This is a genomic window from Paraburkholderia sediminicola, from assembly GCF_902859805.1.
GTDB lineage: Bacteria > Pseudomonadota > Gammaproteobacteria > Burkholderiales > Burkholderiaceae > Paraburkholderia > Paraburkholderia sediminicola.
In genome coordinates this window covers 1,776,682-1,798,688 of the sequence record NZ_CADIKC010000001.1, presented here as the reverse complement: position 1 = coordinate 1,798,688, position 22,007 = coordinate 1,776,682, and the positions used below count along the sequence as shown (strand labels likewise).

The following is a 22,007-nucleotide window of genomic DNA, read 5'->3' as shown; positions in this document are numbered from 1 at the left end:
GTGCGCCCGCCCAGCGACATGCTTCGACGGTCCGGTTGAGTTCGATTAAATGTAGCGTACACATTCGAAATTCTTTCGACAACAAAAATTTTGCACTTACCCGAACGTCGAATTTTTCGCCTATATAGGTGCAATCGCGCTTAACTTTCACATGGCGCTCGCAGGTGACATTTTTATTCTGTTGAATTTTTATAACGTACACACTAGACTTTGTTTCAACGTACGACACCCCTCGCCGTCGCAAGGCGCCGGGTATCACTCACATTGACCGGAGAGCATCACAATGACCAGGACATACCGGATCGGCCAGATCGTGCCGAGCTCGAACACCACAATGGAAACGGAGATCCCGGCCATGCTGCGACTGCGCGAGACGATCCGTCCGCAGCGCTTCACCTTCCATTCGAGCCGGATGCGCATGAAGAAGGTCGTCAAGGAAGAGCTGGCGGCAATGGACGCCGAGTCGGACCGCTGTGCCCTCGAGTTGTCCGACGCGCGCGTCGACGTGCTCGGCTATGCCTGCCTCGTCGCGATCATGGCCATGGGCCACGGTTATCACCGCGTGTCGCAGGCACGCCTGACACAGCGCACGGCGGAAAACGGCGGGCAGGCGCCTGTCCTGACGAGCGCCGGTGCGCTTGTCGATGCACTGCGTGTGATCGGCGCCAAACGCGTGATCGTCGTGGCGCCGTACATGAAGCCCTTGACCGAACTCGTGGTCGACTACATCCGCCACGAAGGGTATGAAGTCATCGACTATCGCGCGCTCGAAATCCCCGACAACCTGGACGTAGGCCGCCACGATCCCGCGCGCTTGCCCGACATCGTCAAAAGCATGCCTTTCGAGCAGGTCGACGCAATCGTGCTGTCCGCCTGCGTACAGATGCCGTCCCTGCCGGCGGTCGCCAAGGTCGAGGCCATGACGGGCAAGCCGGTCATTACGGCCGCGATCGCCACCACCTACGCGATGCTGCGCGAACTCGATCTCGAACCGATCGTGCCGGGCGCAGGCGCCCTGCTGTCGGGCGCTTACTGACCGCCGCCGCGAGAGGACGCACCATGACTACCTTCCTGTATGGCGCGAACGTCGCGGCCAACGGCATCCGCCAGCACTATCTGCGCTACGGCGGCGCCGACGGTTCACGCGCGAAACGCCCCGCTATCGTGCTGATTCCGGGTATTACCAGTCCGGCGATCACGTGGGGCTTCGTCGGCGAAGTGCTGGGCCGCACGCACGACACGTATGTACTCGACGTGCGCGGCCGCGGCCTGTCGTCGGCATCGCCGACCCTCGACTACAGCCTGGACGCGCAAGCCGCCGACGTGGCCGCGTTCGTCGCGGCGCTCGGTCTGCGTGAGTTCAGCCTGGTCGGCCACTCCATGGGCGCGCGCATTGCGGCGCGTGCGGCGCTGCATGCGCCGCGCGGACTCGCCTCGGTGGCGCTGATCGATCCACCGGTTTCCGGGCCCGGCCGCCGTGACTATCCGGGCAAGCTGCCCTGGTACGTCGATTCGATGGCGCTCGCGCGAAGCGGCACCGACGCCGAAGGCATGCGCGCGTTCTGCCCGACCTGGACCGAGGCAGAACGCCAGTTACGCGCCGAATGGCTGCATACCTGCGACGAGCGCGCGGTACTCGCCTCCTATGAAGGCTTCCACACCGACGATTTCCACGCGGACGCCGCCCGTCTTGCCGTGCCCTCGCTGCTGATGACCGCGCAGAACGGCGACGTGGTGCGCGACGAGGACGTCGCCGAACTGCAGCGCGCCACACCGGCGATGCTGCACGTACGCGTGCCCAACGCCGGCCACATGATTCCGTGGGACAACGCTGCCGGCTTCTACGCCGCCTTCAGCGACTTCCTCGGCGCGCCGCTCGCCTACTGACCGTAAAAAGGAACCGACGATGCCAGTCAGCGACTACCAATTGATCGAAGCGTGGAAGGAAGTCCTCGCGCTGTCCCGCCTCGAACCCGGCCAGAGCGTCACGATCCTGACGAGCCCGGCCACGCATCCGCAGACCTTGTCGTGCGCGCTCATCGCGACGCAATCGATGGGGGCGATCGTCAATCGGCTCGATCTGCCGCCGGTGAACGGCGAGAAGGCATTCAGCCGCGATTCGCTCGCCTATCTGGGCACCACGCCGCTCACCGGCAACGGCCCCGCGATCGCTGCGCTTAAAGCAAGCGATCTCGTGCTCGATCTGATGACCCTGCTGTTCTCCCCCGAGCAGCACGACATCCTGAAGTCCGGCACGAAAATCCTGCTGGCCGTCGAACCTCCCGAGGTGCTCGCGCGCATGGTGCCGACCCAGGCCGACCGCACGCGGGTGCTGGGCGCCGCGGAGCGCATCTCCGCCGCGCGGGAAATGCGCGTGAGCTCCCCGGCCGGCACGTCGCTCGTGTGTCCACTCGGCGAGTTCGGACCCACCGCCGAATACGGTTTCGTCGACGAACCGGGCCGCTGGGACCACTGGCCGAGCGGCTTCGCCCTGACCTATCCGAACGATCGCACCGCGCACGGCACGATCGTGATCGATCGCGGTGACATCCTGCTGCCGCAGAAACGCTATGTGAGCGAGCCGATCGTGCTGACTGTTCAAGGCGGCTATGCGACAAAGATCGAAGGGGGTGTCGACGCCGCGTTGCTGCGCGACTACATGGAAACCTTCAATGATCCTGAAGGCTATGCGATCTCGCATATCGGCTGGGGTTTGCAGCCGCGTGCGCGCTGGTCGACGCTCGGGCTCTACGATCGTGAAGCGACCATCGGCATGGATGCGCGTGCGTTCGAGGGCAATTTCCTCTTCTCGCTCGGCCCGAACAACGAAGGCGGCGGCAGCCGCACGACGACCTGCCACATCGATATTCCGCTGCGCCACTGCACCGTGCTGCTCGACGACGATGTCGTCGTGCGCGACGGCCGCGTAATCGAATCGACACATTGAGACCTGATGCGATGAATGCTCCCCAAACACACGCCGAAGCCCATGTGTATCAGCAGCAAGGGTTCGGCACACCGTTGCCCGTGCACGGCAATATTGGCCTGTTGATCGTCGACTTCGTGGTCGGCTTTGCCGATCCCTCTACATTCGGCGGCGGCAATATCGCGCCGGCGATCGCACGTACCGTGAAGGCGCTCGCACACGCACGCGCCGCGGGTTGGCCGGTCGCCCACAGTCGCATCGTCTACGCGGAGGACGGCAGCGACGACAACGTATTCTCACTGAAGGTGCCGGGCATGGCGACGCTCACCGAAGACCATCCCAATAGCGCGATCGTGCCGGAGCTGACACCCGCGAAAGGCGAACTGGTGGTGCGCAAGACCGTGCCGTCCGCCTTCTTCGGCACGCAACTCGCACCGTGGCTCACGCAGCGCGCCGTGCAGACGCTGCTCGTGGCCGGCGCGGTAACGAGTGGTTGTGTGCGGGCCAGCGTTGTCGATGCGATGTCGTATGGATTCCGGCCACTGGTGCTATCCGACTGTGTCGGCGACCGGGCCATCGGCCCACACGACGCGAACCTGTTCGACATGCAGCAGAAGTATGCGGCGGTGATGCCGCTCGCGGACGCGCTGGTCGCGATCGAGCAGCGCGTGCGTTGACGCATGGGCGTGGCGCACACTCTGGGACTCTGCCCGTGAACCGCTCCGAACTTCTGGCAAGCGTCGGCCGCCTTGCCGTAATCCGCCGGCCGGCTGCGCCCGTCAGGCCCGCCGCCGGACAGCCCGGCAGCCTCTCGACCTACGTGCCCGACGTACCCGAAGTCTTCGTCGCAATACTCGACGACGGACGGATCCTCGCGTTCAACGGTCACGTCGATCTCGGCACAGGCATACGTACATCGCTCGGCCAGATCGTCGCGGAAGAACTCGACGTGCCGGCGAGGCGCGTCACGGTGCTGCTCGGCGACACCGCCGCCACGCCGAACCAGGGTCCCACAATCGCCAGCGCGACAATCCAGATTTCGACGGTGCCGCTGCGTTGTGCGGCGGCGCAGGCGCGCGGCGCGCTCTTCGAACTCGCTGCGCAGCGCCTCGGTGTCGCCACCGAACAGCTTGCCACCGACGACGCCCAGATTTTCTGCGCGGCCAACCGGCATGGCGCACGCGTGACGTTTGCCGAACTGCTCGCTGGCCGCAGCATGACGCTTGAACTCGACACCGGCACGCCCGTCAAGGATCCATCGACGTACCGGCTCGTCGGGCGTTCATCGCCGCGCGTCGATCTGCCGGCGAAGGCGACCGGCGCGTTGACCTTTGTGCACGACATGCGCGTGCCCGGCATGCTGCATGGACGAGTAGTACGTCCGCCTTATAGCGGCATCGATAGCGGCGCTTTCGTCGGCACCTCGTTCGAGCGGGTTGAACGCGAATCCGTCGCCCATATTGCCGGCGTACGAGACGTGGTGGTGATCGGCGATTTCGTGGGCGTCGTGGCCGAGCGCGAAGAACAGGCGATTCGCGCCGCACGCGAGTTGCGCGTCAAATGGAAGCCGCTGCCGCCGCTCGGTTCTCTGGATGATCCAGGCGCTGCGATCTCCGCTGCGCCGGCAAAACGACGGCCTCTGCTGGAAGAAGGCGACGTGGAATCCGTGCGCGGTTTGCCCGGCACGACCACGCTGTCACGCACCTACGTGTGGCCTTATCAGATGCATGGCTCGATCGGTCCATCGTGTTCGGTGGCCGACTACCGGGAGCCCGGGAAAGGACGCATCACCGTCTGGTCGGGCACGCAGAACCCGGTCTCGCTACGCTGCGACCTCGCGACCCTGTTGCAACGCGACGAAGCCGACATCGACGTCGTCCGCATGGAAGCGGCCGGTTGCTACGGACGCAATTGCGCGGACGACGTCTGCGGCGATGCGCTGCTGCTCTCGCGCGCGGTCGGTGCGCCGGTGCGCGTGCAGCTCTCGCGTGCCGACGAACACACGTGGGAGCCGAAAGGCTGTGGCCAGGTGGTCGACGTCACCGGCACGGTGAGCGACGATGGCCGCCTGCTTGGCTACGACTTCGTGACGCGCTATCCGTCGAACGATGCACCGCTGCTCGCCTCGCTGCTGACGGGCGCCGCCGCCCCACAAGCGCGCGTCTTTGAAATGGGCGACCGCACCGCTGTCTCGCCGTACGAAAGCCCGCATCGCCGTTTCGCATGCGACGACCTCGCCCCGCTCGTGCGTTCATCATGGTTTCGTGGTGTGTCGGCGCTGCCCAATTCGTTCGCGCACGATTCGTTCGTCGATGAAATGGCCGCGCTAACCGGCTGCGACCCGCTGGAATTTCGGTTGCGCCATCTGAACGACACACGCGCTGCCGAACTGCTCGAAGCGGTTGCTGTGCGCGCCGGATGGACGCATCGCAAGCGCGGCAGTAAAGCGGCTGACGAGCGCTATGCGCGCGGTCACGGCATCGCATACGCACGTTACGTGCATAGCCGCTTTCCAGGCTTTGGTGCGGCATGGTCGGCGTGGGCGGTGGAACTCGTGGTGGATCGCGTAACCGGTCAGGTGCGGGTCGAGCGCATTACGGTCGGCCAGGACACCGGCACCATGATCAACCCCGACGGCGTGCGTCATCAGATTCACGGCAATGTGATCCAGGTCCTGAGCCGCTCGCTCAAGGAGCGCGTGCGATTCGTCGACGGCAAGGTGGCGAGCCGCGAATGGGGCAGTTACCCGATCCTGACTTTTCCGGAGTTGCCGGCCGTCGATATCGTGCTGATGCCGCGTCAAGGCGAACCGCCGCTGGGCGCCGGCGAATCGGCCTCCGTGCCTGGACCCGCTGCGCTCGCGAATGCGATCTACGACGCGACTGGCGTGCGCCTGCTCGCGCCGCCGTTCACGCAAGAGACCGTGCGCGAAGGTTTGCGCGCCGCCGGCAAGTTGCTGGCGGCTGAACCGGCGCAGGCGGCGAATAACTAGGAGCCAGGCAAGACGAATCGCGGTGTGACCCGCCTACTCGCCGTCCGCGTCCGACTCCATCATTTTGCGCAGCAGAAACAGCATGGCGACGCGCTCGCCGGCATTCAGCGCGCCATAAGTGCGCTCCGTGACCTCCTGGGCGAACGGCACGGTGCGCTCGATCAATGCGAGGCCCGCCGCGGTGGGACGCACGACGAGCTTGCGTCCGTCGTTCGGGTCGGCGCCCACCTCGATCAGCGCACGCGCCTTCAGACGCTCGATGACGCCGCGGATCGTCGCCTGATCGATCGCAGTTGCCTTGACGATGTCGTTCAGTGAGCACGGTTGCTGTTCTTTGACCGCACACAGTGCGACGAACTGCGCGGCGGTCAGATCGGAATCGGGAATCGCTTCCTGAAAAATTGCGACATGCCGTTGATACGCACGACGCAACAAGTGGCCGATCTGATCGTGAAAGTCGTAGGAATCCTTACGCGGCGCCATAGGGGTACAAGGCCGGGCGGCCTGAAGACGAAAGAGAAAGAGTGTACACCCTCTAACCGGACCCTCAATACGACCTGAATCAAGCGCCGGCATCGGACGGTTTATTTGTAGCTAACACGCTTTACATTCTTCATGCACTTTCGTTGTACGTCAGGCACTTACATGCTCGTAAAAAGAAACGAATTACAGGCATTTCTACGATGAATTGAGCGAATCGTCGAGGAAATTTCATGGACTTCGTCGGGTATTTTTCCACACTGTATTTTGAAGCGTATACGCTACGTTTTTAGCGTGATACATAGACATCTGCAAGCGAAGTGCGAGTGATCTCTGTCGCACGACATCCACCTTTTTTCGCACCACCTTCCGGGAGTGGCAGTCATGGCGAATGTTTATCAGGGCAGTGCCGTGCTCGACACGAGCAGCACCGACAACAGCGATCTCTATCGCAAGGTTACGATCCGTCTCATCACGTTCTTCTGCCTGTGTTATTTCGCGGCGTATCTCGACCGGATCAACATCGGTCTCGCGAAGCTGCAGATGCTCGACGCGCTCAAGTTCAGCGATACCGTCTACGGCCTCGGCGCGGGCCTGTTCTTCGCGGGCTATATCCTCTTCGAAGTACCGAGCAATCTGATTCTGCAGCGGGTCGGTGCGCGCTTGTGGATCGCCCGCATCATGATTACCTGGGGTCTGCTGTCGGGCGCGACGCTGTTCGTCACCACGCCGATGCAGTTCTATATCGTGCGCTTCCTGCTCGGCGTCGCCGAAGCCGGATTTCTGCCGGGCGTGCTGCTTTATCTGACGCAGTGGTATCCCGATGCACGTCGTGCTCGCATCGTAGCGCTGTTCATGGTCGGCTTGCCGCTATCGAGCATGATCGGCAGCCCGATTTCCGGCTGGATCATGGCGTTCTTCAACGGCGCACACGGCTTGGGTGGCTGGCAATGGCTGTTCCTGCTCGAAGCGCTGCCGTCGATCGCGCTCGGCATTGCGATCCTCGCGTGGCTGCCGAATAACATCGAATCCGCCCGCTGGCTCAGCGCCGTGGAGAAGAAAACACTGCGTGCGAATCTCGACGCGGAGCCGTCCGGCAACAAGAGTCATTCGCTGAGCGGCGCCTTCGTCGACTTCAAGGTGTGGGCGCTCGGCCTCATCGATCTCTGCGTGCTACTCGGGCTGTACGCAACGAGCTTCTGGCTGCCGTCGATCCTGCGCGATACCGGCGTCGCCGATCCGTATCACATTGGTTGGCTGATGGCGATTCCGAATGCGTTAGCCGTGCTGAGCACGCTTTACTGCGGCGCCAGTTCCGACCGGATGCGCGAACGCCGCTGGCATATCGTGGTCCCGTTCCTCGTGGCGGCGGTTGCGCTGGTTATCGCCGGATCGGGCCACCACGGCACGGTCGCAACGGTCATTCTGTTCTCGCTGATCAACGCGGGCGCGGCCGCTGCAATGCCCGTGGTGTGGTCGCTGCCTTCGACCTTCCTGAAGGGCCCAGCCGCGGCGGCGGGTATCGCCTTCGCCTGTTCGATCGCGAATCTCGGTGGTTTCGGCAGCACGTATTTCATCGGCTGGCTGCGCGATACGTTTCATTCGCAAAGCGCAGGTCTGTTCGGCTTCGCCGCATGCATGATCGTCGGCTGCGCGCTTGCGTTGACATATTCCGCCAAGCTCGTGAACCGCTGATCGATTCGTTGCGATGCGCGCGCCCCGCCGCGGCGCATCGTGACGCTTGCCTGCGTAGCAAAAGATTCGCGGAGCGAAACAGTTGGCGAGCCTGGTGTTCGCCTGTTTTATGGGAGTTTGCCCAGAAGAGCGCTGAATTCGTCTTTGTTTAATGCACGGAGCGTTTGCGTGCGGACATTGCCTGCGGCGCCGAGCGCCAGGCCGAACGACATGAAGCTTTGCTCATCCGGTGCTTCAACGATCGTGACAATGTCGTATTGACCCATCGTCCAGTAGATCTCCTTCATTTCACAGCCAAAACTCTTAGCCATCTCTGCCGCTTGACCAGCCCGCTGTGCGCTGTTTTTGACGGCGCGAATACCTTGGTCAGTAAACTGCGCAAGAACCACATAAGTTGCCATGACGATTCCCCTTACGATTACCACGAGTCGGGATTCGGGCGCGCAGGCTCGACTGCGAACGCTACTGCAATCGACTTGCTCGAAAGCGTTCTGCGCGTAACCTGATTCTAGGCAATGGAATCGCGTGTCATTGGTTGTTTGGCGGTCCAGGCAGGGAAGGAGGCGTGAGGGTCTAGTGAAGCACGGCACACTTAGCTGAAACTGAGTTCGCCAAAGTCGAGCGAGACCAGTAGTGGTTCCGGCACCTTCTGCATGGCCTCGTCATAGGCGTAGATTCGACGCGTGGTCGGCATCATGATGCCTTGGAACTCACGATAATTAGTCGTGTAATTCGCGCCGGTCGCCCCGCCTAAAATGTCGACCGTGTAGTCGTGACGCCGCATGAGCCCATCGGGCCCGAAATGCGTAATCTGGGTTCTGGTGTGGCTCGCAACATAGTCCGGGAAAGTGACTTTCAGGCGCCGCCACACTTCGCCGTTTTCGTGCCACGGCTCGATTTCTTCGCTTTCGAAACCGGCGTACGTATAGAGAAACGGTGACGTCAAATAGGTCCAAAGCGCTTCGCTGGCGAAATAGGCAACGTGAAATCTGTCCCACGGAGTCTCGACAGTCTGCCCGGCAAAGGAGGCTTCCGGATTCTCACGACTGTCTACGACTTCGCCAGTCAGGGTCTCCAGCGTAAGCCTGTCCGGTACGAACACACTGCGCATATCGGGTGCGCTGAATGGCGTGATCGTCAAGCGCTCTGTGTGCGTGTCGATCTCGAAGATCTTGTCGGTGAGGAGCCCCGGTTGTTGCTTCAAATGCCAGATCGCCCCGTCGACCGAGAGGGCCGCTTTGAGTTTCGTGAAACCGTTCCAGCGCCCCATACCACCATGCGCTTCGATGGCGAAAGCCAACAGATCGTTCATTACCTGCTCCCGAATGAGCCACGACTTCAAAGGCGGGTCCGTTACGACCGAGATGTCTTGCAGGATATGTACACCGGCAGGAGTACGTCGATACGGTCCCGTACAGGGATGGGAAAAGGTGGTGCCACGCTGCTCAGCGTTTCCGATGGGAAAAGGTGCTCGGTGGTCGCACGAGCCGAACGCCACCCGGACCAGCCCTTCTCAAATGTTATTATCGGAAACATCGAACGCCGCGCAAGGCGAGTATTTGAGCCAGCCCCATGGACACCCACCTTACTACCAAACCCGCTGATCCATCGACAACCGACCTCGGCCGCCGCGTCCGCGCCGCCCGCCAGGCGCAGGACTTGACGCTCGAAACCGCGAGCCGCCTCTGCGGCGTCTCCCGCTCGACCCTATCCAAAGTCGAAAACGGTCTGATGTCCCCGACGTTCGACGTCCTGCAGAAAATCGTGCTCGGTCTGAAGATTGAAATCGGCGAGTTGTTCGGCTCGACGCCCAAAGTCAGCGCCAGCGGCCGTCGCGCGTTGACCCGCAAAAACGAAGGTCAGCGTCACGCCTACCGCGGCTATCAGATGGAGTTGCTCGCCACGGATCTGGCGCACAAAGCGATGTTGCCGTTTCGCATCCGCATCTCGGCGCACACGCTGGATGCCTTCGATGACTGGGGCCGTCACGAGGGCGAAGAATTCCTGTACGTGATCAGCGGCAGCGTGTGCCTCTATTCCGAGTTGTACGCACCGACGCATCTGAATGCGGGCGACAGCCTTTACTTCGACAGCCGTACCGGCCACGCAGCCGTGTCCACCAGCGACGAAGACGCCGAGGTGTTGTGGATGGCAACCAGCGCCGACATTCCGCAGACGTCGGCTACTGCGGAACCGGCGAAGAAATAACGAAGGCGCCGCAATGGCCCCTTAACGGCGCGCCGCCAACGCCCGCTGCGCTAGTTGCGCGATATGCATCGCGTGTTGCCCGGTCCCCTGTTCGATCTGCTCACGGCAACTGAAGCCATTGGTCAGCACGATCGTTTCCGCGTTTGCCGCCGTTGCAGCACGCACGGCTGGAAACAGCGTGTCTTCACCGATCCTCTCAGACAGCGCGTGATGCTCGTCGTTAAAGCCGAACGATCCCGCCATGCCGCAGCATCCCGTGTCGAGCAATTTCCACTTCACACCAAGCTTGTTCAACAGCGCGGTATCGCCTTGCATACCAAACAGCGCCTTCTGATGACAATGCCCGTGCACGATCACGTCCGCAGGAAGCGTCGGCCAATCGAACGGCTGACGCGCAACGAAATCGGAAAATAGAAACGTCTGCGCCGACAGTTGCTTCGCTAAAGCATGATTGGGGAATTGCTTCAGCAGTTCATCCTTGAACACCGATAAGCAACCGGGCTCAAGACCAACCAACGGCACACCCGCGGCGATGTCGTCTCCGAGGTCATCGAGAATGGTGGCCAGCAACGCGCGCGCACGGTCGAGTAAGCCGAAGTCATACAGCGGACGCCCGCAACACAAGCGGTTCTTCGGGAGCACGACGTGCCACCCCATTTGCGTCAGCACATCGGCAGCGGCCTGCGCGATCTCGGGCGTGAAGTGATCGTTAAACGTATCGACCCACAGGATCGCTTTCTTCACGTCACCACGAGAGTTAGCATTCAGTTGTGCCTGAGGCGAACGCCGAGCAATCTGCCGATACGTCTGCGTAGCAAACTTCGGCAACTCACGCGCTTGCGCTACACCTGCGACCCACTTCCCCACCGCAGCTAACCCGGGTGTCGACGTCATAAAGTTCGTCAGCCTCGGAAACCTTGCCGCCCACGGCGCCCATTCGCCAATCCGCCCCATAAACAACGCCTGACGCGGTCGGCGATTCGCCTCGTAGTAATGCGAAAGGAACTCCGCTTTGTACGACGCCATGTCTGTATGCGTCGGGCAATCGGATTTGCAGCCCTTGCACGCGAGGCACGTATCGAGTGCCTCCTTCACTTCGCGGCTTTGCCAGCCGTCGGCGATCACGTCGCCTTGCAGCATTTCCCAGAACAGATGCGCGCGGCCACGTGTCGAGTATTTCTCTTCACGCGTCGCACGAAAGCTCGGGCACATCGTGCCGCCTTCGAGCGAACGACACTTGCCCATGCCGATGCATCGTTCGATCTCGCGCTGAAAACCGTCGCCTTCCTGGCTCGCGAAGGTGAGCTTCGTTTGCAGTGTCACGGGTTTGTAGGCCGGCCCCATGCGCAGGTTTTCGTCGGCGCGATACGCATGCACGACCTTGCCGGGATTCAATCGATTGGCCGGATCCCAGATCGCCTTGAACTGCTCCATCGCCTGCATCAGTTCGGGGCCGTACATGATCGGCAGGAACTCGGCCTTGGCCTGGCCGTCGCCGTGTTCACCCGAGAGCGAGCCACCGAATTCGACAACCAGTTCCGCCGCTTCGCGCAGAAACTTGCGCCAAGTTGCAACGCCTTCCGCGCTGCGCAGATCGAAGGTAATGCGCGCGTGGACGCAGCCGTCGCCGAAATGACCGTAGAGGCTCGTCTCGTAGCCATAGCGATCCACCAGCGCCTGAAACGCACGCAGATAATCGCCGAGACGCATGGGATCGACCGCTGCATCTTCCCAGCCGACCACTGGATCAGGCGTGCCCGCATCCACCGACAAGGCCACCGCGGATGCTCCCGTCTCGCGAATCGACCATACCTTCGCCTGCAGCGCACGATCTTCGACAAGCATCGCCGACACGTTCGGTCCTGCTGCGCCCGACGAGAAATACGCCGCAGCGGTTTGCGCCTGATGCACGACATCGTCGTGCGTATCCGCGCCGAATTCGAGCACGACCCAGGCATCGCCCGCTGGGAGAAGTGCGATCTCATCCTTTTTCAAACCGCGTGCCTGCAAGCCGCGGATGATCGCGCGATCGAGTCCCTCTATCGCGATCGGCCCGCAGCGCATGAAATGCGGCACGGCGTCCGCGGCGGTGTAGATATCGGTGAAACCGACCACGACAATCACGCGTTTCGCCGGACTCTTGACGAGCCGCACTTTCGCCTGCAAGGTCACCGCACAGGTGCCCTCGGTGCCGACCAGCGCCCGCGCGACGTTGAAGCCGTTTTCCGGCAACAGTTGATCGAGATTGAAGCCCGACACGCGCCGCTTGATCTGCGGGAATTTCGCGCGAATCTGATCGGCGTAGGTGTCGCGCAGTTGCTTGAGTGCGGTGTAGATTTCGCCCTGGCGGCCGCCTGCCGCGATGATGCGTTCGAGTTCGTCGTCCGAAGTAGGTCCGACCCAGAAACGCGCGCCATCGAAAGTCGCGATTTCCAACGCCTCGACGTTTTCGACCGTTTTGCCGGCCATTACCGAATGCGCGCCGCACGAGTTGTTGGCGATCATGCCGCCTAGCGTGCAGCGACTGTGCGTCGCGGGATCGGGTGCGAACGTGAGGCCGTGTGCTTCGGCAGCGTCGCGCAAGGTGTCGCAGATCACGCCTGGTTCGACGATCGCTACACCCGCGACAGGATCGACCGACACGACACGATTCACATACTTGCTCGCGTCGGCCACCACCGCGACATTCACGCACTGACCATTCTGCGAGGTGCCGCCGCCGCGCGGGAGAAAGGGCACGTCATTGCGGCGGCACGCTGCGAGCGTTTCGAGCAGATCGTCGACGTCCGACGGCACCACCACGGCGAGCGGGACTTGCCGATAGTTCGATGCATCCGCCGCATACAGCGCTTTCGAGCCCTGATCGAAGCGCACTTCGCCGCGTACAGTGCGGCGAAGGTCGGCTTCGAGTGCCTCCATCACTGCCGCGGTCCCTTGAAAGGGCGTGGCAACGCGCGGCGCTTTTGACGGGTCACGAGCTGCATCGCTCAACGACGCATTCACGCCCGCGCCCTGCTCTTCATCTAATGACGTTCCCACTCCGCCTCTCATGTCTCGTGTCCGATGCCCGCGCTATCGCCCTGCACTTGCGAATCAAGCCGCCTGGCTCGCGGTCATCTTGAAGATGCCCTGTGCGTTGCCCGCGTCGAAACGCAGGTCCGTTTCCCAGCGGCGCGCGTCCTGATCGAAGGTCCGCTTGCGCGTAATGAACTCGTAGAACGAGCCCGGCACCTCGCGCGTCACGATGCTGCCGTCGGCCGCGCGGAATTCGCGCCGCACGATGTCCGCACGGTACGCGGTCTGAAACACGCGGCCCGAACGCGAACGCTCCACTTCCGGCTTCATCGGACGACCCTTCGCCTTTTCGTCGTCGGAGAGCTTGAACACGTCCGCGACGCGATCGGTCGCGTGATTGAAGGCGTTGCCTTCGGTCGCGATCCACGCCATTTCGGCCGACTCCTTCAACAATACTTCGTAATCGGCTTCGCGTGGCGTCTCATGCTGACGCGCGAAGGCGCCGACAATCTCCGGCAGCAATGCGTGAGCCGCCTCGAGCGGCAACACGCCCTCGCGTTCGAGCTCCCACAACTGGCCGGCGGCTCGCGGCGTCAACGGATCGCGCGAGGCGCCGATCACGTTCGTCACGGCCTGCTGAAACTCCGCCGAGAAACGCTCGGGATGCAATTCGCTGACGAAGAACTGCGCGATCTCGTCGGGGGCGTCTTCGTGCGCCCAGGCGCGGCCGGTCATGCCCAGGCGGTCGAGCGGATAACGGCCGTTGATGCTGAAGCCGAGCGGCCGCAGGATGCGCGCGAAAGCCGCTTCACCCGGCGGCAGCGCGCCGCTCTCAGCCCAACGCACCGTGCGCAATGCGCCATGATCGAAGTAGACGCTGCCACCGGCGGCGATCGTTTCCTCGGTGTACTGGCGACCATTCGCAGAGCGCGCCAGCAGGTCTTCGAACAGCGCCATGTTCATGGCCTGCGCGAGTTCGGCGCGTGTCACAGTGCCGTCCTCCCATTCATTGAGGATCTGCGGATGGTTCAGAGTGGCGAACAGCCTCGCGGTTTTCTCTGCGCCGAGCAGTTTCACCAGCAGTTGTTCGACATTCGCATTCTTGATGTTTCGCATATCGGTTCCGGGCGGGGTGCGGCAAGCACGCGTTCGTGTGTTTGAAGATGGCCTGCCGGCGTGGCCTCAAGGCGCAAGCGCGGCATCGTTGGATGCGAGATTATTCAAATTCGCAGCCCCGCCGTAAAGCGAGATAAAATCGCCACTTGATGCGTTTTTGGAATCAACGTGCGAAAGTTCAAAATCCCCAACATGGGCGCGCTGCTCGCTTTCGAAGCCGCCGCGCGGCACGAGAGCTTCACGCATGCGGCGCGCGAGCTGTTCCTGACTGAAAGCGCGGTGTCCCGGCAGATCAATACGCTGGAGAGCAATCTCGGCGTGCGGCTGTTCGTGCGCGTGAAACAACGCGTGGTGCTGACCAAGGCGGGCAAGGTCTATAGCGCGCAGGTGCGGCGCTCGCTGGAACAACTGGACCGCGACACGCTGTCGATCATTGCGCATGGCAGCGGCGGTGGTTATCTGGAGCTGGCGGTACTGCCGACTTTCGCATCGCAATGGCTGATTCCGCGCCTGGCGGCATTCAATGCGCAGTATCCGGATGTGCGGGTCAATATGGGCGTGCGCACCGGCACGTTCCCGTTCGCCGATACGCATTTCGAAGCCGCGATTCACTACGGCAAGCCGACATGGCCGGGTACGTCGGCGGATTTTCTGTTTAGCGAAGAAGTTGTGCCGGTGTGTGCCGCGAGTCTGCTGGCGCGGCCCGTGGAAACTGCGGCAGATCTATTGGACTACCCGCTACTGCATTCCACCACCCGGCCGGACGGCTGGGCGTCGTGGTTCGCCAACCTCGGCGTCGACGATAACCGGGCGATGCAAGGCGTCCGCTACGAACTCCACACGATGCTGATCAGCGCCGCCGCGGCCGGTCTCGGCATCGCGCTGGTGCCGCGCTTTTTCGTCGACGCTCAGCTCGAACAGCTCGGACTTGTGATTCCGCTCGATGCACCCGCCGTCGCCGACTCGGCGTATTACCTCGTCTATCCGACGGAGTTGAGCCACGGCAAGCCGCTCACGAGCTTTCGCGAGTGGCTGTTGCAGGAAGCGGCGGCGTACAGCGAGGTGAATCCTGGGCTGGCGGGCAATCCCGAGACTGATTGATCCAACGGTAAGCGCCAAGTGGCAAGCGGCAAACGCCAAGCGTCAAGCGCCGGCTTGCTCGCGTGCCTGCGCCAACGCGCTCAGATTGCCTTCGCCGAAACCGTGGTGACCCTGCCGTTGCACGATCTCAAAGAAGATCTCGCCGGCACCGCGCCGCACAAAGGTCTGAAAGAACAGCAGCGGCACACCGTCGGCGCCGATCTCGCCATCCACCAGAACGTGCGTGCGCTTGAGCCGCTCGACATCGAGCCCATGACCCGGCAGACGTGCATCCAGTTGTTCGTAATAGCGCGGCGGGGGCTCGACGAATTCGACGCCGTTCGCGAGGAGTTGCTCGACGCATGCAAAGATATCGTCGGTCGCGAGTGCGATGTGCTGCACGCCTTCGCCCGGATGATCCGGCAGATAATCGTGCATCAGATTCGTGCGGCGCGTGCCTTCTTCATACAAAGGCACGCGGATCGCGCCGCACGGCGACACCATCACGCGCGATTCCGCCGACACATGCCAGTTCGCGTGCAGTTCGTGAATCTCACGGAAATTGAGCAGGTCGCGATAAAAGTCGAGCCACTCCTGCATCCGGCCCTCACCAACCGTTTGCGTCAGATGATCGACCGCGACAAGGCCGGTGCCCGCGTGACTCAGATCGGCGTGCGCGGTATCGATCTCGATCGGGCGGAAGTCGATGTCGAAGATGGAAATGTCGCCGAGGCCGCCGCGCTGGCCGCCACGGCCGCGCCACCGGTCGACGAAATAGATGTGTGAATCGCCAATGCCCTGGATCGCCGGAATCAGCAACTCGCCCGCGCCGAGGCGTTCGCCTTCGAATGCCCATGCGCCGAGTTCGATCGCGCGGTCGAAGGCGCGCTGCGCGTTGGCGACGCGAATGCCGATTGCGCAGATGCCGGCGCCGTATTCCTCGGCGTAGCGTTCGGCAAACGAATCCGGCTCGGCATTGATCAGGAAATGCATCTCGCCCTGGCGATACAGCGTGACGTCCTTGCTGATATGACGCGCAATCGCCTTGAAGCCGAGTTTCGTGAAAGTTTCGCCGAGCGCCTTCGGCTCGCGCGAGGCGAACTCCACGAATTCGAGGCCGGCGGTGCCGAGCGGATTATGCTCAGGCGCCGACACGGCGCGCAGCGCGGCGTCTGGAGTGGGCAAGTCGCTGGGCATGGCAATCTCCTTGTGCAGTCTTTCTTACGCTGTTGCGCGTGTTCGTGATGTTTCTGCTGTTCGGTGCGCGTCGTCATTCATTCGTAGTGTGACAGCGCGTGCGTGGTGTGCTGCAGTAATGCAGCCCGCGACGGCTTTTGCATCGTGTTTGTACACCGGGTAACAGGACGTTCGCAAACTTTATTTTGTACTGGATGGTTCACGCCAGGAGAATCGGGCCGCAGAGGGCGTCTACTGCGCCTCCTGCATCTCCCGTGCCGCCTGGCGGCGAGCCTCAGGTCCTGGACGCGCCGCCGCGGCTACTCCGCCTGGACGCACGCTTAGCCACAGGCTTGCCAGCGGCCGCCGCCATGCGCAGCTGCGCAACCTCGCGCACGGCATCGATAAACGCCCGTCCCACCGGCGACGGCTGCGTGTCCGAGCGCCGGATCAGCCCCACGGGCTCGCCGGTACCCGCGAACTGCAGGGGCAAACGCACCAACATGCCGTGCGCCAGTTCATATTCGACGGCGCTCAACGGCACGAACCATACTGCGTCATTCTCCAACGCCAACGCACGCCCCGTCGACACCGACAGCACTTCGACAAACCCCGACAACGGCGGCACGCCCCACGCGCTCAACAGGCTTTCAGCCGATTGCCGGATCAGCGTGCCGAACGGCGGCAGCACCACCGGAAAATCCTCCAGCGACGTGGCCGGCAAGCCGGCCCCCAGCGCCAACTGATGCCCGGCGCGCACCACGGCAATCAACGGTTCACTGAAAAGCTGCTCGAAACTGAGCCCAACCATCCGTTCCGGGTCCGCCAGACGCCCGATCGCGAATTCGATCGTGCCGGCCTTCAAACGCTCGAGCAATTCGGGGTTGGCGCCGGTGGCAAGGCGCACGATCACGCGCGGCCAAAGCGCGGCGAAGCGCTTCAGCACCGGCGGCACCAGCGCAGCCGCGACGGTCGGCAGAATGCCGATTTCCAGCGTGGCGGCCGCCGCGCCTTCTGCGCGCGCCAGCAGGTCCACACCCTGTCGCAACGCACTGACACACGCGCTCGCATGCGGCATGAAGAGCTGCCCCTCGCGGGTCGGCACGGCGCCGTGCCGGCCGCGCTCGAAGAGCTTCACACCGAGAATCGCCTCCAGTTCAGCCACCGTCTTGGAGACCGCGGGCTGCGTAATGGACAGGCTTTCGGCGGCCCGCTGCACGCCACCGAACTGGGCGACGGCCAGAAAGCACTGGAGATGACGGAATTTGACGCGGCTATCCGCGAGGCTGCGTTGCATAACGGCAGGTTATACGAAATGGGCGAAAACGTCATTTTGCATAACCTCTCAGGTTAGATAAAGTCGCTCCATAAAGCCGTATCCCACAATTCTCGAAGGAGACACTGATGGACGATTCCTTTCTCACCGCGCGCGACTTCGCGTCCCACCCTGCCTACGTCTATCCCGGCTACGGTTCTTCAGTCAAACGCGGCCCGACGCGGCCGCTGATTCCGTTGAAGGAAAAACTGCGCGACCAGCGCGTTCCGGTCTATGGCACGGAAGACCTCGGCGCGCTCGATCACGATCTGACGCGCAATGCGGTGCGCAACGGCGAGCCGCTCGGCGAGCGCATCATCGTGACGGGCCGTGTGCTCGACGAAGGGGGCCGCCCGGTGCGCAATACGCTGGTTGAAATCTGGCAAGCCAATGCTGCCGGCCGCTATGTGCACAAGAACGATCAGCACGACGCGCCGCTCGACCCGAACTTCCTAGGCGCAGGCCGCTGCATTACAGACAACGAAGGCCGCTATCGCTTTCTGACGATCAAACCGGGCGCCTACCCCTGGGGCAATCATCCGAACGCGTGGCGTCCGAATCATATTCACTTCTCGCTGTTCGGCGAGCATTTCGGCTCGCGCCTCGTCACGCAGATGTATTTCCCGGGCGACCCGCTGCTGGCCTTCGACCCGATTTTCCAGGGCACGCCCGAACACGCACGCGAGCGCCTGATTGCAGGTTTCTCGCTCGATACGACGCAAGAGGCCTATGCGCTCGGCTACGACTTCGACATCGTGCTGCGCGGCCGCAACGAAACCCCGATGGAGCGCTAAGCCATGACGACCCTCAAGCAAACGCCTTCGCAAACGGTTGGACCGTACTTCGCCTACGGTCTGTGCCCGCAGCAATACGACTTCGCCTTCAAGAGCCTGTTTACGCCGGTTCTGGCCGACCGCGAAGCGGCCGGCGACCACATCACGATCGTCGGCCAGGTGTTCGACGGCGACGGCAAGGTGATCGGCGATGCGATGCTGGAAGTGTCGCAGGTAGACGCGCAAGGCCACTACCCGGAATCACGCGAGGAAATCCTGAAGACCGGTTTTCGCGGCTTCGCCCGCGTCGGTACGGGCACCGATCCGCTCCAACGCTTTGTCGTCGAAACGGTGAAACCCGGCCGCGCAAATCCGGACGAAGCGCCGCATCTAAATGTGATTGTGACGATGCGCGGCATGCTGCTGCACACCTTCACGCGCATCTATTTCGAGGACGAAGCCGAGGCTAACGAACGGGATGCCGTGCTGGCAGCGGTTCCGGCAGACCGGCGTGGCACGCTGATCGCGCGCCGCGAGCCAGACATGGCCAATGTGTACCGATTCGATATCTATATGCAGGGCGACAAGGAAACCGTGTTTTTCGATCTGTAACGCGGATTTCCTATACTTTCATAAAGCTTTCACATACACTGAACATGATCCGTCTTGCGACTGGATCGCGAAACTCCGAGTAGGTTAAGCCCGCCCCGCGCGGGCTTTTTTTTGGATGCCGAATCAGTGGGCACGGCGCGGCATCGCGCAGCCGCCCAGCCGCGCAGGAAAACGATTGGCAAAAGAAACTGAGGCCCCGCTCAACAGCGGAAATGGTCGATGTTCTGTCCAGCGTAGATTGCACGCGCAAGCCAATCCGGCTTTTCGCCGTGACCGTCCCACGTATTTCCGTAGGCGTCGCGATACATCACGGCCCGGACTGCGGCTTTGTCGGCTTCGATTGCATCAGCAAGCGCTTCGATCGTAATGCCGTATTCGTCCATGCGTCGGCGGATCCACACGACCAGGCGCTCACGCGCATTCCCGTCGAGGTCGAACAGCCGTTGTTCTTCTCGCTCTTTCATAAGGTACCGGTTTCGCGGCTGATAGTGCGCGCGTTTGAAAAACAAAAAGCTTCGCAAAACAACGCGAAGCCTATGCGTAAATCAGATGAGGTGAGTGCAAATCGAACTTGCGATGCCTCTCCCAATGCGTGATAACTCGCATCAGGGGTCATGCCCAATAAATCGTGGATTTAGGGGAATTCGTCGGCAAACGGCTCGAATCGCGCCCGATCGGCCTTGGTGTTCCAAGGCTGCTTTAGCGTATGGGAGGGCATTCTAGCATCCAATTTCCGCTGCTTGCAGCAACTGATTGTCTGCGTGCGATGGCGGGCTTTCTTGCCATTCGGTTGGTGTTCTTTAGCGGCTTTTTCAATTCTTATTGGTTCTTTAAAGGTTCTATTGGCGCTGACCGGGAACAAAACCTCGCCCTCCCATGCTATGTTTCACTGACCCGCATCGACGCCTGTAGGAGACACACAAAAATGCCCGCTTCGACCGCCATCGTCACAATCCTCGCCGCCCTGCTGCTCGGCGCCATGAGCCCGGGACCGAGCTTCGTTATCGTTGCACGCAATGCAATCGGACTCTCGCGCGGCGACGGCCTCGCGACAGCGGCCGGCATGGGCATCGGCGGCGTGTTCTTTAGCGGTATTGCTTTGCTCGGCCTGTACACCTTGCTGGCGACAGTGGAATGGCTGTACGTCGGCTTGAAAGTGGCCGGCGGTCTTTATCTGATTTACCTTGCGTCGAAGATCTGGCGCGGCGCGGCCAAACCGCTCGCGTTCGATGCTGCGCAAGCCGCCGCTACCAACGTGCGCAAATCGTTCTGGATCGGTTTGAGCACACAACTCAGCAATCCGAAAACAGCGGTCTACTACGGCAGTATCTTCGCGGCCCTGCTTCCGCAGCATCCGCCGCTGTGGTGCTACTTTGCGTTGCCCCCTGCGATCTTCGCCATTGAAGCCGGCTGGTACACGGTGGTCGCGCTGTGCTTCTCGAGCAAACGTCCGCGTGAAGTCTATTTGCAGTGGAAGGCCTGGATCGATCGCGTCGCCGCAAGCGCCGTTGCCGCGCTGGGATTACGTCTGATCCTGACCGCGCATAAAGTGGGCATCTGAAACAGAAAATCCACTCGAGTGGCTTGTCGTGTCTCGCTACGCGGCAAACCAGCAACGAGGGCCGCATCGGCGCGCGCCGAGCATGCACAAGCACGGCCCATGACAAAACAGTTACAAGATAAGTGTTGACGCTGGCATGCCCGGCGGTTACTGTGGCACCCGAAGTTCAAGAAGTTCGATTGCTGTTCATCAATGTCTCGCTCCTCAGCGGTATTCGTTGTCCTCTCCCTCCTTGACCCTTCAAGCGCTCCTCAACCGAGCAAATTTTTCTATTTTTTACTCAAGGATTCTTCATGGATACCGGTACCGTTAAGTGGTTCAACGACAGCAAAGGCTTTGGCTTCATCACCCCGGACAAGGGCGGTGACGACCTGTTCGCGCACTTCTCCGAAATCACCGGCGACGGCTTCAAGACGCTGGCTGAAAATCAGAAGGTGAGCTTCGAAACGAAGCAAGGCCCGAAGGGTCTGCAAGCGGCTAACATCAAGCCGATGTAAGTTTGAAGGGCTCGGTGTCCGGCAACGGACATCGGGCTGCAGCGACATCCTCGCGGAGCTTTGTCTCCCACAGTTGGCGCGATCGCTTTTAGCTGCATATATTGTTCAGCTAGCCTAAGCGCCAAACGCCTCGTTGCACCTCATTCTCCCCTCTGGCTTTAACGCCCTTTTTAGCTTTCCGACTGCGTTTGGATTCGGCTCGCAATGGCTTGAATCGGCTCGTCCGCGTGACCCGTATAACGGCTCGCACGGCAGGCGCGCACTCGAACATTATTAAAATATAAAATGCAAAACAAACATATACATCATTACAACGGCTATGCCGTCAAACCCTCGGCGCATCGTTTGCCCGACGGTAGTTTTTCGTCCAACCTGTTGCTCGAGCGCGCTGACAGCGCGCGTACCGAAGGGCGCTACCAGTTCTATTCGCTCGACTACTTCCCGAACGAAGAACAGGCACTGCAGCACTCGGCACGCTGGGCACGACGCTGGGTCGACACGCGCGGTTAAGCGCGAGTCACCCCTGATGCGCGCGGGAGCCCCGCGCTTGCATCGTTCAAC

21 protein-coding genes are annotated in these 22,007 nt (G+C 61.8%); 13 read left to right on the top strand and 8 right to left on the bottom strand.

The genetic code is table 11. The features are described 5' to 3' along the window. Window positions 1-283: 283 nt before the first annotated feature. Genes R8871_RS07970 through R8871_RS07950 form a run of 5 tightly spaced genes read left to right on the top strand, consistent with a single transcriptional unit; the run spans window position 284 to window position 5,918 of the window. Entirely contained in the window at window positions 284-1,036 is a 753-nt protein-coding gene (locus R8871_RS07970) for a maleate cis-trans isomerase family protein (protein ID WP_175049809.1), read from the top strand. A gap of 23 nt (window positions 1,037-1,059) precedes the next feature. Continuing rightward, complete coding sequence (locus R8871_RS07965; RefSeq protein ID WP_175049808.1) at window positions 1,060-1,887, top strand: alpha/beta fold hydrolase; 828 nt, start codon at window positions 1,060-1,062, stop codon at window positions 1,885-1,887. 19 nt (window positions 1,888-1,906) lie between these two features. After that, on the top strand, window positions 1,907-2,947 hold the full coding sequence (locus tag R8871_RS07960) for a M29 family metallopeptidase (protein ID WP_175049807.1): 1,041 nt from the start codon (window positions 1,907-1,909) through the stop codon (window positions 2,945-2,947). 11 nt (window positions 2,948-2,958) lie between these two features. Next, on the top strand, window positions 2,959-3,603 hold the full coding sequence (locus tag R8871_RS07955; RefSeq protein ID WP_175049806.1) for an isochorismatase family protein: 645 nt from the start codon (window positions 2,959-2,961) through the stop codon (window positions 3,601-3,603). Between the two features lie 35 nt (window positions 3,604-3,638). Further along, the gene (locus R8871_RS07950) at window positions 3,639-5,918 is read left to right on the top strand and encodes a xanthine dehydrogenase family protein molybdopterin-binding subunit (protein WP_175049805.1); all 2,280 of its coding nucleotides are present in this window, start codon (window positions 3,639-3,641) and stop codon (window positions 5,916-5,918) included. 33 nt (window positions 5,919-5,951) lie between these two features. Here R8871_RS07950 and R8871_RS07945 read toward each other — a convergent pair whose 3' ends face one another. Next, window positions 5,952-6,401 (bottom strand): MarR family winged helix-turn-helix transcriptional regulator, encoded by a 450-nt coding sequence (locus R8871_RS07945; protein WP_175049804.1) that lies wholly within the window; start codon window positions 6,399-6,401, stop codon window positions 5,952-5,954. Between the two features lie 381 nt (window positions 6,402-6,782). Here R8871_RS07945 and R8871_RS07940 point away from each other — a divergent pair, with 381 nt between their 5' ends. Continuing rightward, window positions 6,783-8,093 (top strand): MFS transporter, encoded by a 1,311-nt coding sequence (locus tag R8871_RS07940; RefSeq protein ID WP_175049803.1) that lies wholly within the window; start codon window positions 6,783-6,785, stop codon window positions 8,091-8,093. 107 nt (window positions 8,094-8,200) lie between these two features. On the opposite strand, the gene R8871_RS07935 is transcribed toward R8871_RS07940, so the two are convergent. Both R8871_RS07935 and R8871_RS07930 read right to left on the bottom strand, forming a co-directional pair. Continuing rightward, the gene (locus R8871_RS07935; RefSeq protein ID WP_175049802.1) at window positions 8,201-8,494 is read right to left on the bottom strand and encodes a GYD domain-containing protein; all 294 of its coding nucleotides are present in this window, start codon (window positions 8,492-8,494) and stop codon (window positions 8,201-8,203) included. 191 nt (window positions 8,495-8,685) lie between these two features. Further along, window positions 8,686-9,405: a hypothetical protein gene (locus tag R8871_RS07930; RefSeq protein WP_175049801.1), complete on the bottom strand. Its 720-nt coding sequence runs from the start codon at window positions 9,403-9,405 to the stop codon at window positions 8,686-8,688. Between the two features lie 260 nt (window positions 9,406-9,665). Here R8871_RS07930 and R8871_RS07925 point away from each other — a divergent pair, with 260 nt between their 5' ends. Beyond that, window positions 9,666-10,301, top strand: coding sequence for a helix-turn-helix domain-containing protein (locus tag R8871_RS07925; RefSeq protein WP_175049800.1), 636 nt, complete (start codon window positions 9,666-9,668; stop codon window positions 10,299-10,301). Window positions 10,302-10,322: 21 nt separating this feature from the next. Here R8871_RS07925 and R8871_RS07920 read toward each other — a convergent pair whose 3' ends face one another. Then, window positions 10,323-13,352 carry an FAD-binding and (Fe-S)-binding domain-containing protein gene (locus R8871_RS07920; protein ID WP_407673112.1) on the bottom strand — a complete coding sequence of 1,010 codons (3,030 nt, stop codon included), beginning with the start codon at window positions 13,350-13,352 and terminating at the stop codon, window positions 10,323-10,325. Between the two features lie 42 nt (window positions 13,353-13,394). Continuing rightward, complete coding sequence (locus R8871_RS07915) at window positions 13,395-14,432, bottom strand: DUF1338 domain-containing protein (protein WP_175049798.1); 1,038 nt, start codon at window positions 14,430-14,432, stop codon at window positions 13,395-13,397. Between the two features lie 168 nt (window positions 14,433-14,600). Here R8871_RS07915 and R8871_RS07910 point away from each other — a divergent pair, with 168 nt between their 5' ends. Further along, window positions 14,601-15,533: a LysR substrate-binding domain-containing protein gene (locus tag R8871_RS07910; RefSeq protein ID WP_175049797.1), complete on the top strand. Its 933-nt coding sequence runs from the start codon at window positions 14,601-14,603 to the stop codon at window positions 15,531-15,533. 42 nt (window positions 15,534-15,575) lie between these two features. Here R8871_RS07910 and R8871_RS07905 read toward each other — a convergent pair whose 3' ends face one another. Both R8871_RS07905 and pcaQ read right to left on the bottom strand, forming a co-directional pair. Continuing rightward, window positions 15,576-16,709 carry a 4-hydroxyphenylpyruvate dioxygenase family protein gene (locus tag R8871_RS07905; RefSeq protein WP_093635016.1) on the bottom strand — a complete coding sequence of 378 codons (1,134 nt, stop codon included), beginning with the start codon at window positions 16,707-16,709 and terminating at the stop codon, window positions 15,576-15,578. 274 nt (window positions 16,710-16,983) lie between these two features. Beyond that, a complete protein-coding gene (gene pcaQ / locus R8871_RS07900; RefSeq protein WP_175049796.1) occupies window positions 16,984-17,985 on the bottom strand; it encodes a pca operon transcription factor PcaQ in 1,002 nt (333 codons plus the stop codon). A gap of 107 nt (window positions 17,986-18,092) precedes the next feature. Between pcaQ and pcaH the strand changes: the two genes are divergently transcribed. Next, the gene (gene pcaH / locus R8871_RS07895) at window positions 18,093-18,797 is read left to right on the top strand and encodes a protocatechuate 3,4-dioxygenase subunit beta (protein ID WP_175049795.1); all 705 of its coding nucleotides are present in this window, start codon (window positions 18,093-18,095) and stop codon (window positions 18,795-18,797) included. A gap of 3 nt (window positions 18,798-18,800) precedes the next feature. Then, window positions 18,801-19,388, top strand: coding sequence for a protocatechuate 3,4-dioxygenase subunit alpha (gene pcaG / locus R8871_RS07890; RefSeq protein ID WP_175049794.1), 588 nt, complete (start codon window positions 18,801-18,803; stop codon window positions 19,386-19,388). 200 nt (window positions 19,389-19,588) lie between these two features. Here the strand turns inward: pcaG and R8871_RS07885 are convergent, their stop codons facing one another. Then, window positions 19,589-19,852, bottom strand: a complete 264-nt coding sequence (locus tag R8871_RS07885; RefSeq protein ID WP_175049793.1) for an H-NS family nucleoid-associated regulatory protein — start codon at window positions 19,850-19,852, stop codon at window positions 19,589-19,591. 461 nt (window positions 19,853-20,313) lie between these two features. On the opposite strand from R8871_RS07885, the gene R8871_RS07880 reads away from it, so the two are divergent. The 3 genes from R8871_RS07880 (at window position 20,314) to R8871_RS07870 (ending at window position 21,956) form a co-directional block, all read left to right on the top strand. Further along, on the top strand, window positions 20,314-20,949 hold the full coding sequence (locus R8871_RS07880; RefSeq protein WP_054034842.1) for a LysE family translocator: 636 nt from the start codon (window positions 20,314-20,316) through the stop codon (window positions 20,947-20,949). 293 nt (window positions 20,950-21,242) lie between these two features. Continuing rightward, window positions 21,243-21,446 carry a cold-shock protein gene (locus R8871_RS07875; protein WP_175049792.1) on the top strand — a complete coding sequence of 68 codons (204 nt, stop codon included), beginning with the start codon at window positions 21,243-21,245 and terminating at the stop codon, window positions 21,444-21,446. A gap of 285 nt (window positions 21,447-21,731) precedes the next feature. After that, the gene (locus R8871_RS07870; protein ID WP_025495857.1) at window positions 21,732-21,956 is read left to right on the top strand and encodes a hypothetical protein; all 225 of its coding nucleotides are present in this window, start codon (window positions 21,732-21,734) and stop codon (window positions 21,954-21,956) included. Window positions 21,957-22,007 lie beyond the last annotated feature (51 nt).

What these genes read in the sequence shown, in the direction of transcription:
- R8871_RS07970 (WP_175049809.1), top strand. Translation starts at nt 284, where the DNA reads ATGACCAGGACATACCGGATCGGCCAGATCGTGCCGAGCTCGAACACC.
- R8871_RS07965 (WP_175049808.1), top strand. Translation starts at nt 1,060, where the DNA reads ATGACTACCTTCCTGTATGGCGCGAACGTCGCGGCCAACGGCATCCGC.
- R8871_RS07960 (WP_175049807.1), top strand. Translation starts at nt 1,907, where the DNA reads ATGCCAGTCAGCGACTACCAATTGATCGAAGCGTGGAAGGAAGTCCTC.
- R8871_RS07955 (WP_175049806.1), top strand. Translation starts at nt 2,959, where the DNA reads ATGAATGCTCCCCAAACACACGCCGAAGCCCATGTGTATCAGCAGCAA.
- R8871_RS07945 (WP_175049804.1), bottom strand. Translation starts at nt 6,401, where the DNA reads ATGGCGCCGCGTAAGGATTCCTACGACTTTCACGATCAGATCGGCCAC.
- R8871_RS07940 (WP_175049803.1), top strand. Translation starts at nt 6,783, where the DNA reads ATGGCGAATGTTTATCAGGGCAGTGCCGTGCTCGACACGAGCAGCACC.
- R8871_RS07935 (WP_175049802.1), bottom strand. Translation starts at nt 8,494, where the DNA reads ATGGCAACTTATGTGGTTCTTGCGCAGTTTACTGACCAAGGTATTCGC.
- R8871_RS07930 (WP_175049801.1), bottom strand. Translation starts at nt 9,405, where the DNA reads ATGAACGATCTGTTGGCTTTCGCCATCGAAGCGCATGGTGGTATGGGG.
- R8871_RS07925 (WP_175049800.1), top strand. Translation starts at nt 9,666, where the DNA reads ATGGACACCCACCTTACTACCAAACCCGCTGATCCATCGACAACCGAC.
- R8871_RS07920 (WP_407673112.1), bottom strand. Translation starts at nt 13,352, where the DNA reads ATGAGAGGCGGAGTGGGAACGTCATTAGATGAAGAGCAGGGCGCGGGC.
- R8871_RS07915 (WP_175049798.1), bottom strand. Translation starts at nt 14,432, where the DNA reads ATGCGAAACATCAAGAATGCGAATGTCGAACAACTGCTGGTGAAACTG.
- R8871_RS07905 (WP_093635016.1), bottom strand. Translation starts at nt 16,709, where the DNA reads ATGCCCAGCGACTTGCCCACTCCAGACGCCGCGCTGCGCGCCGTGTCG.
- pcaQ (WP_175049796.1), bottom strand. Translation starts at nt 17,985, where the DNA reads ATGCAACGCAGCCTCGCGGATAGCCGCGTCAAATTCCGTCATCTCCAG.
- pcaH (WP_175049795.1), top strand. Translation starts at nt 18,093, where the DNA reads ATGGACGATTCCTTTCTCACCGCGCGCGACTTCGCGTCCCACCCTGCC.
- pcaG (WP_175049794.1), top strand. Translation starts at nt 18,801, where the DNA reads ATGACGACCCTCAAGCAAACGCCTTCGCAAACGGTTGGACCGTACTTC.
- R8871_RS07885 (WP_175049793.1), bottom strand. Translation starts at nt 19,852, where the DNA reads ATGAAAGAGCGAGAAGAACAACGGCTGTTCGACCTCGACGGGAATGCG.
- R8871_RS07880 (WP_054034842.1), top strand. Translation starts at nt 20,314, where the DNA reads ATGCCCGCTTCGACCGCCATCGTCACAATCCTCGCCGCCCTGCTGCTC.
- R8871_RS07875 (WP_175049792.1), top strand. Translation starts at nt 21,243, where the DNA reads ATGGATACCGGTACCGTTAAGTGGTTCAACGACAGCAAAGGCTTTGGC.
- R8871_RS07870 (WP_025495857.1), top strand. Translation starts at nt 21,732, where the DNA reads ATGCAAAACAAACATATACATCATTACAACGGCTATGCCGTCAAACCC.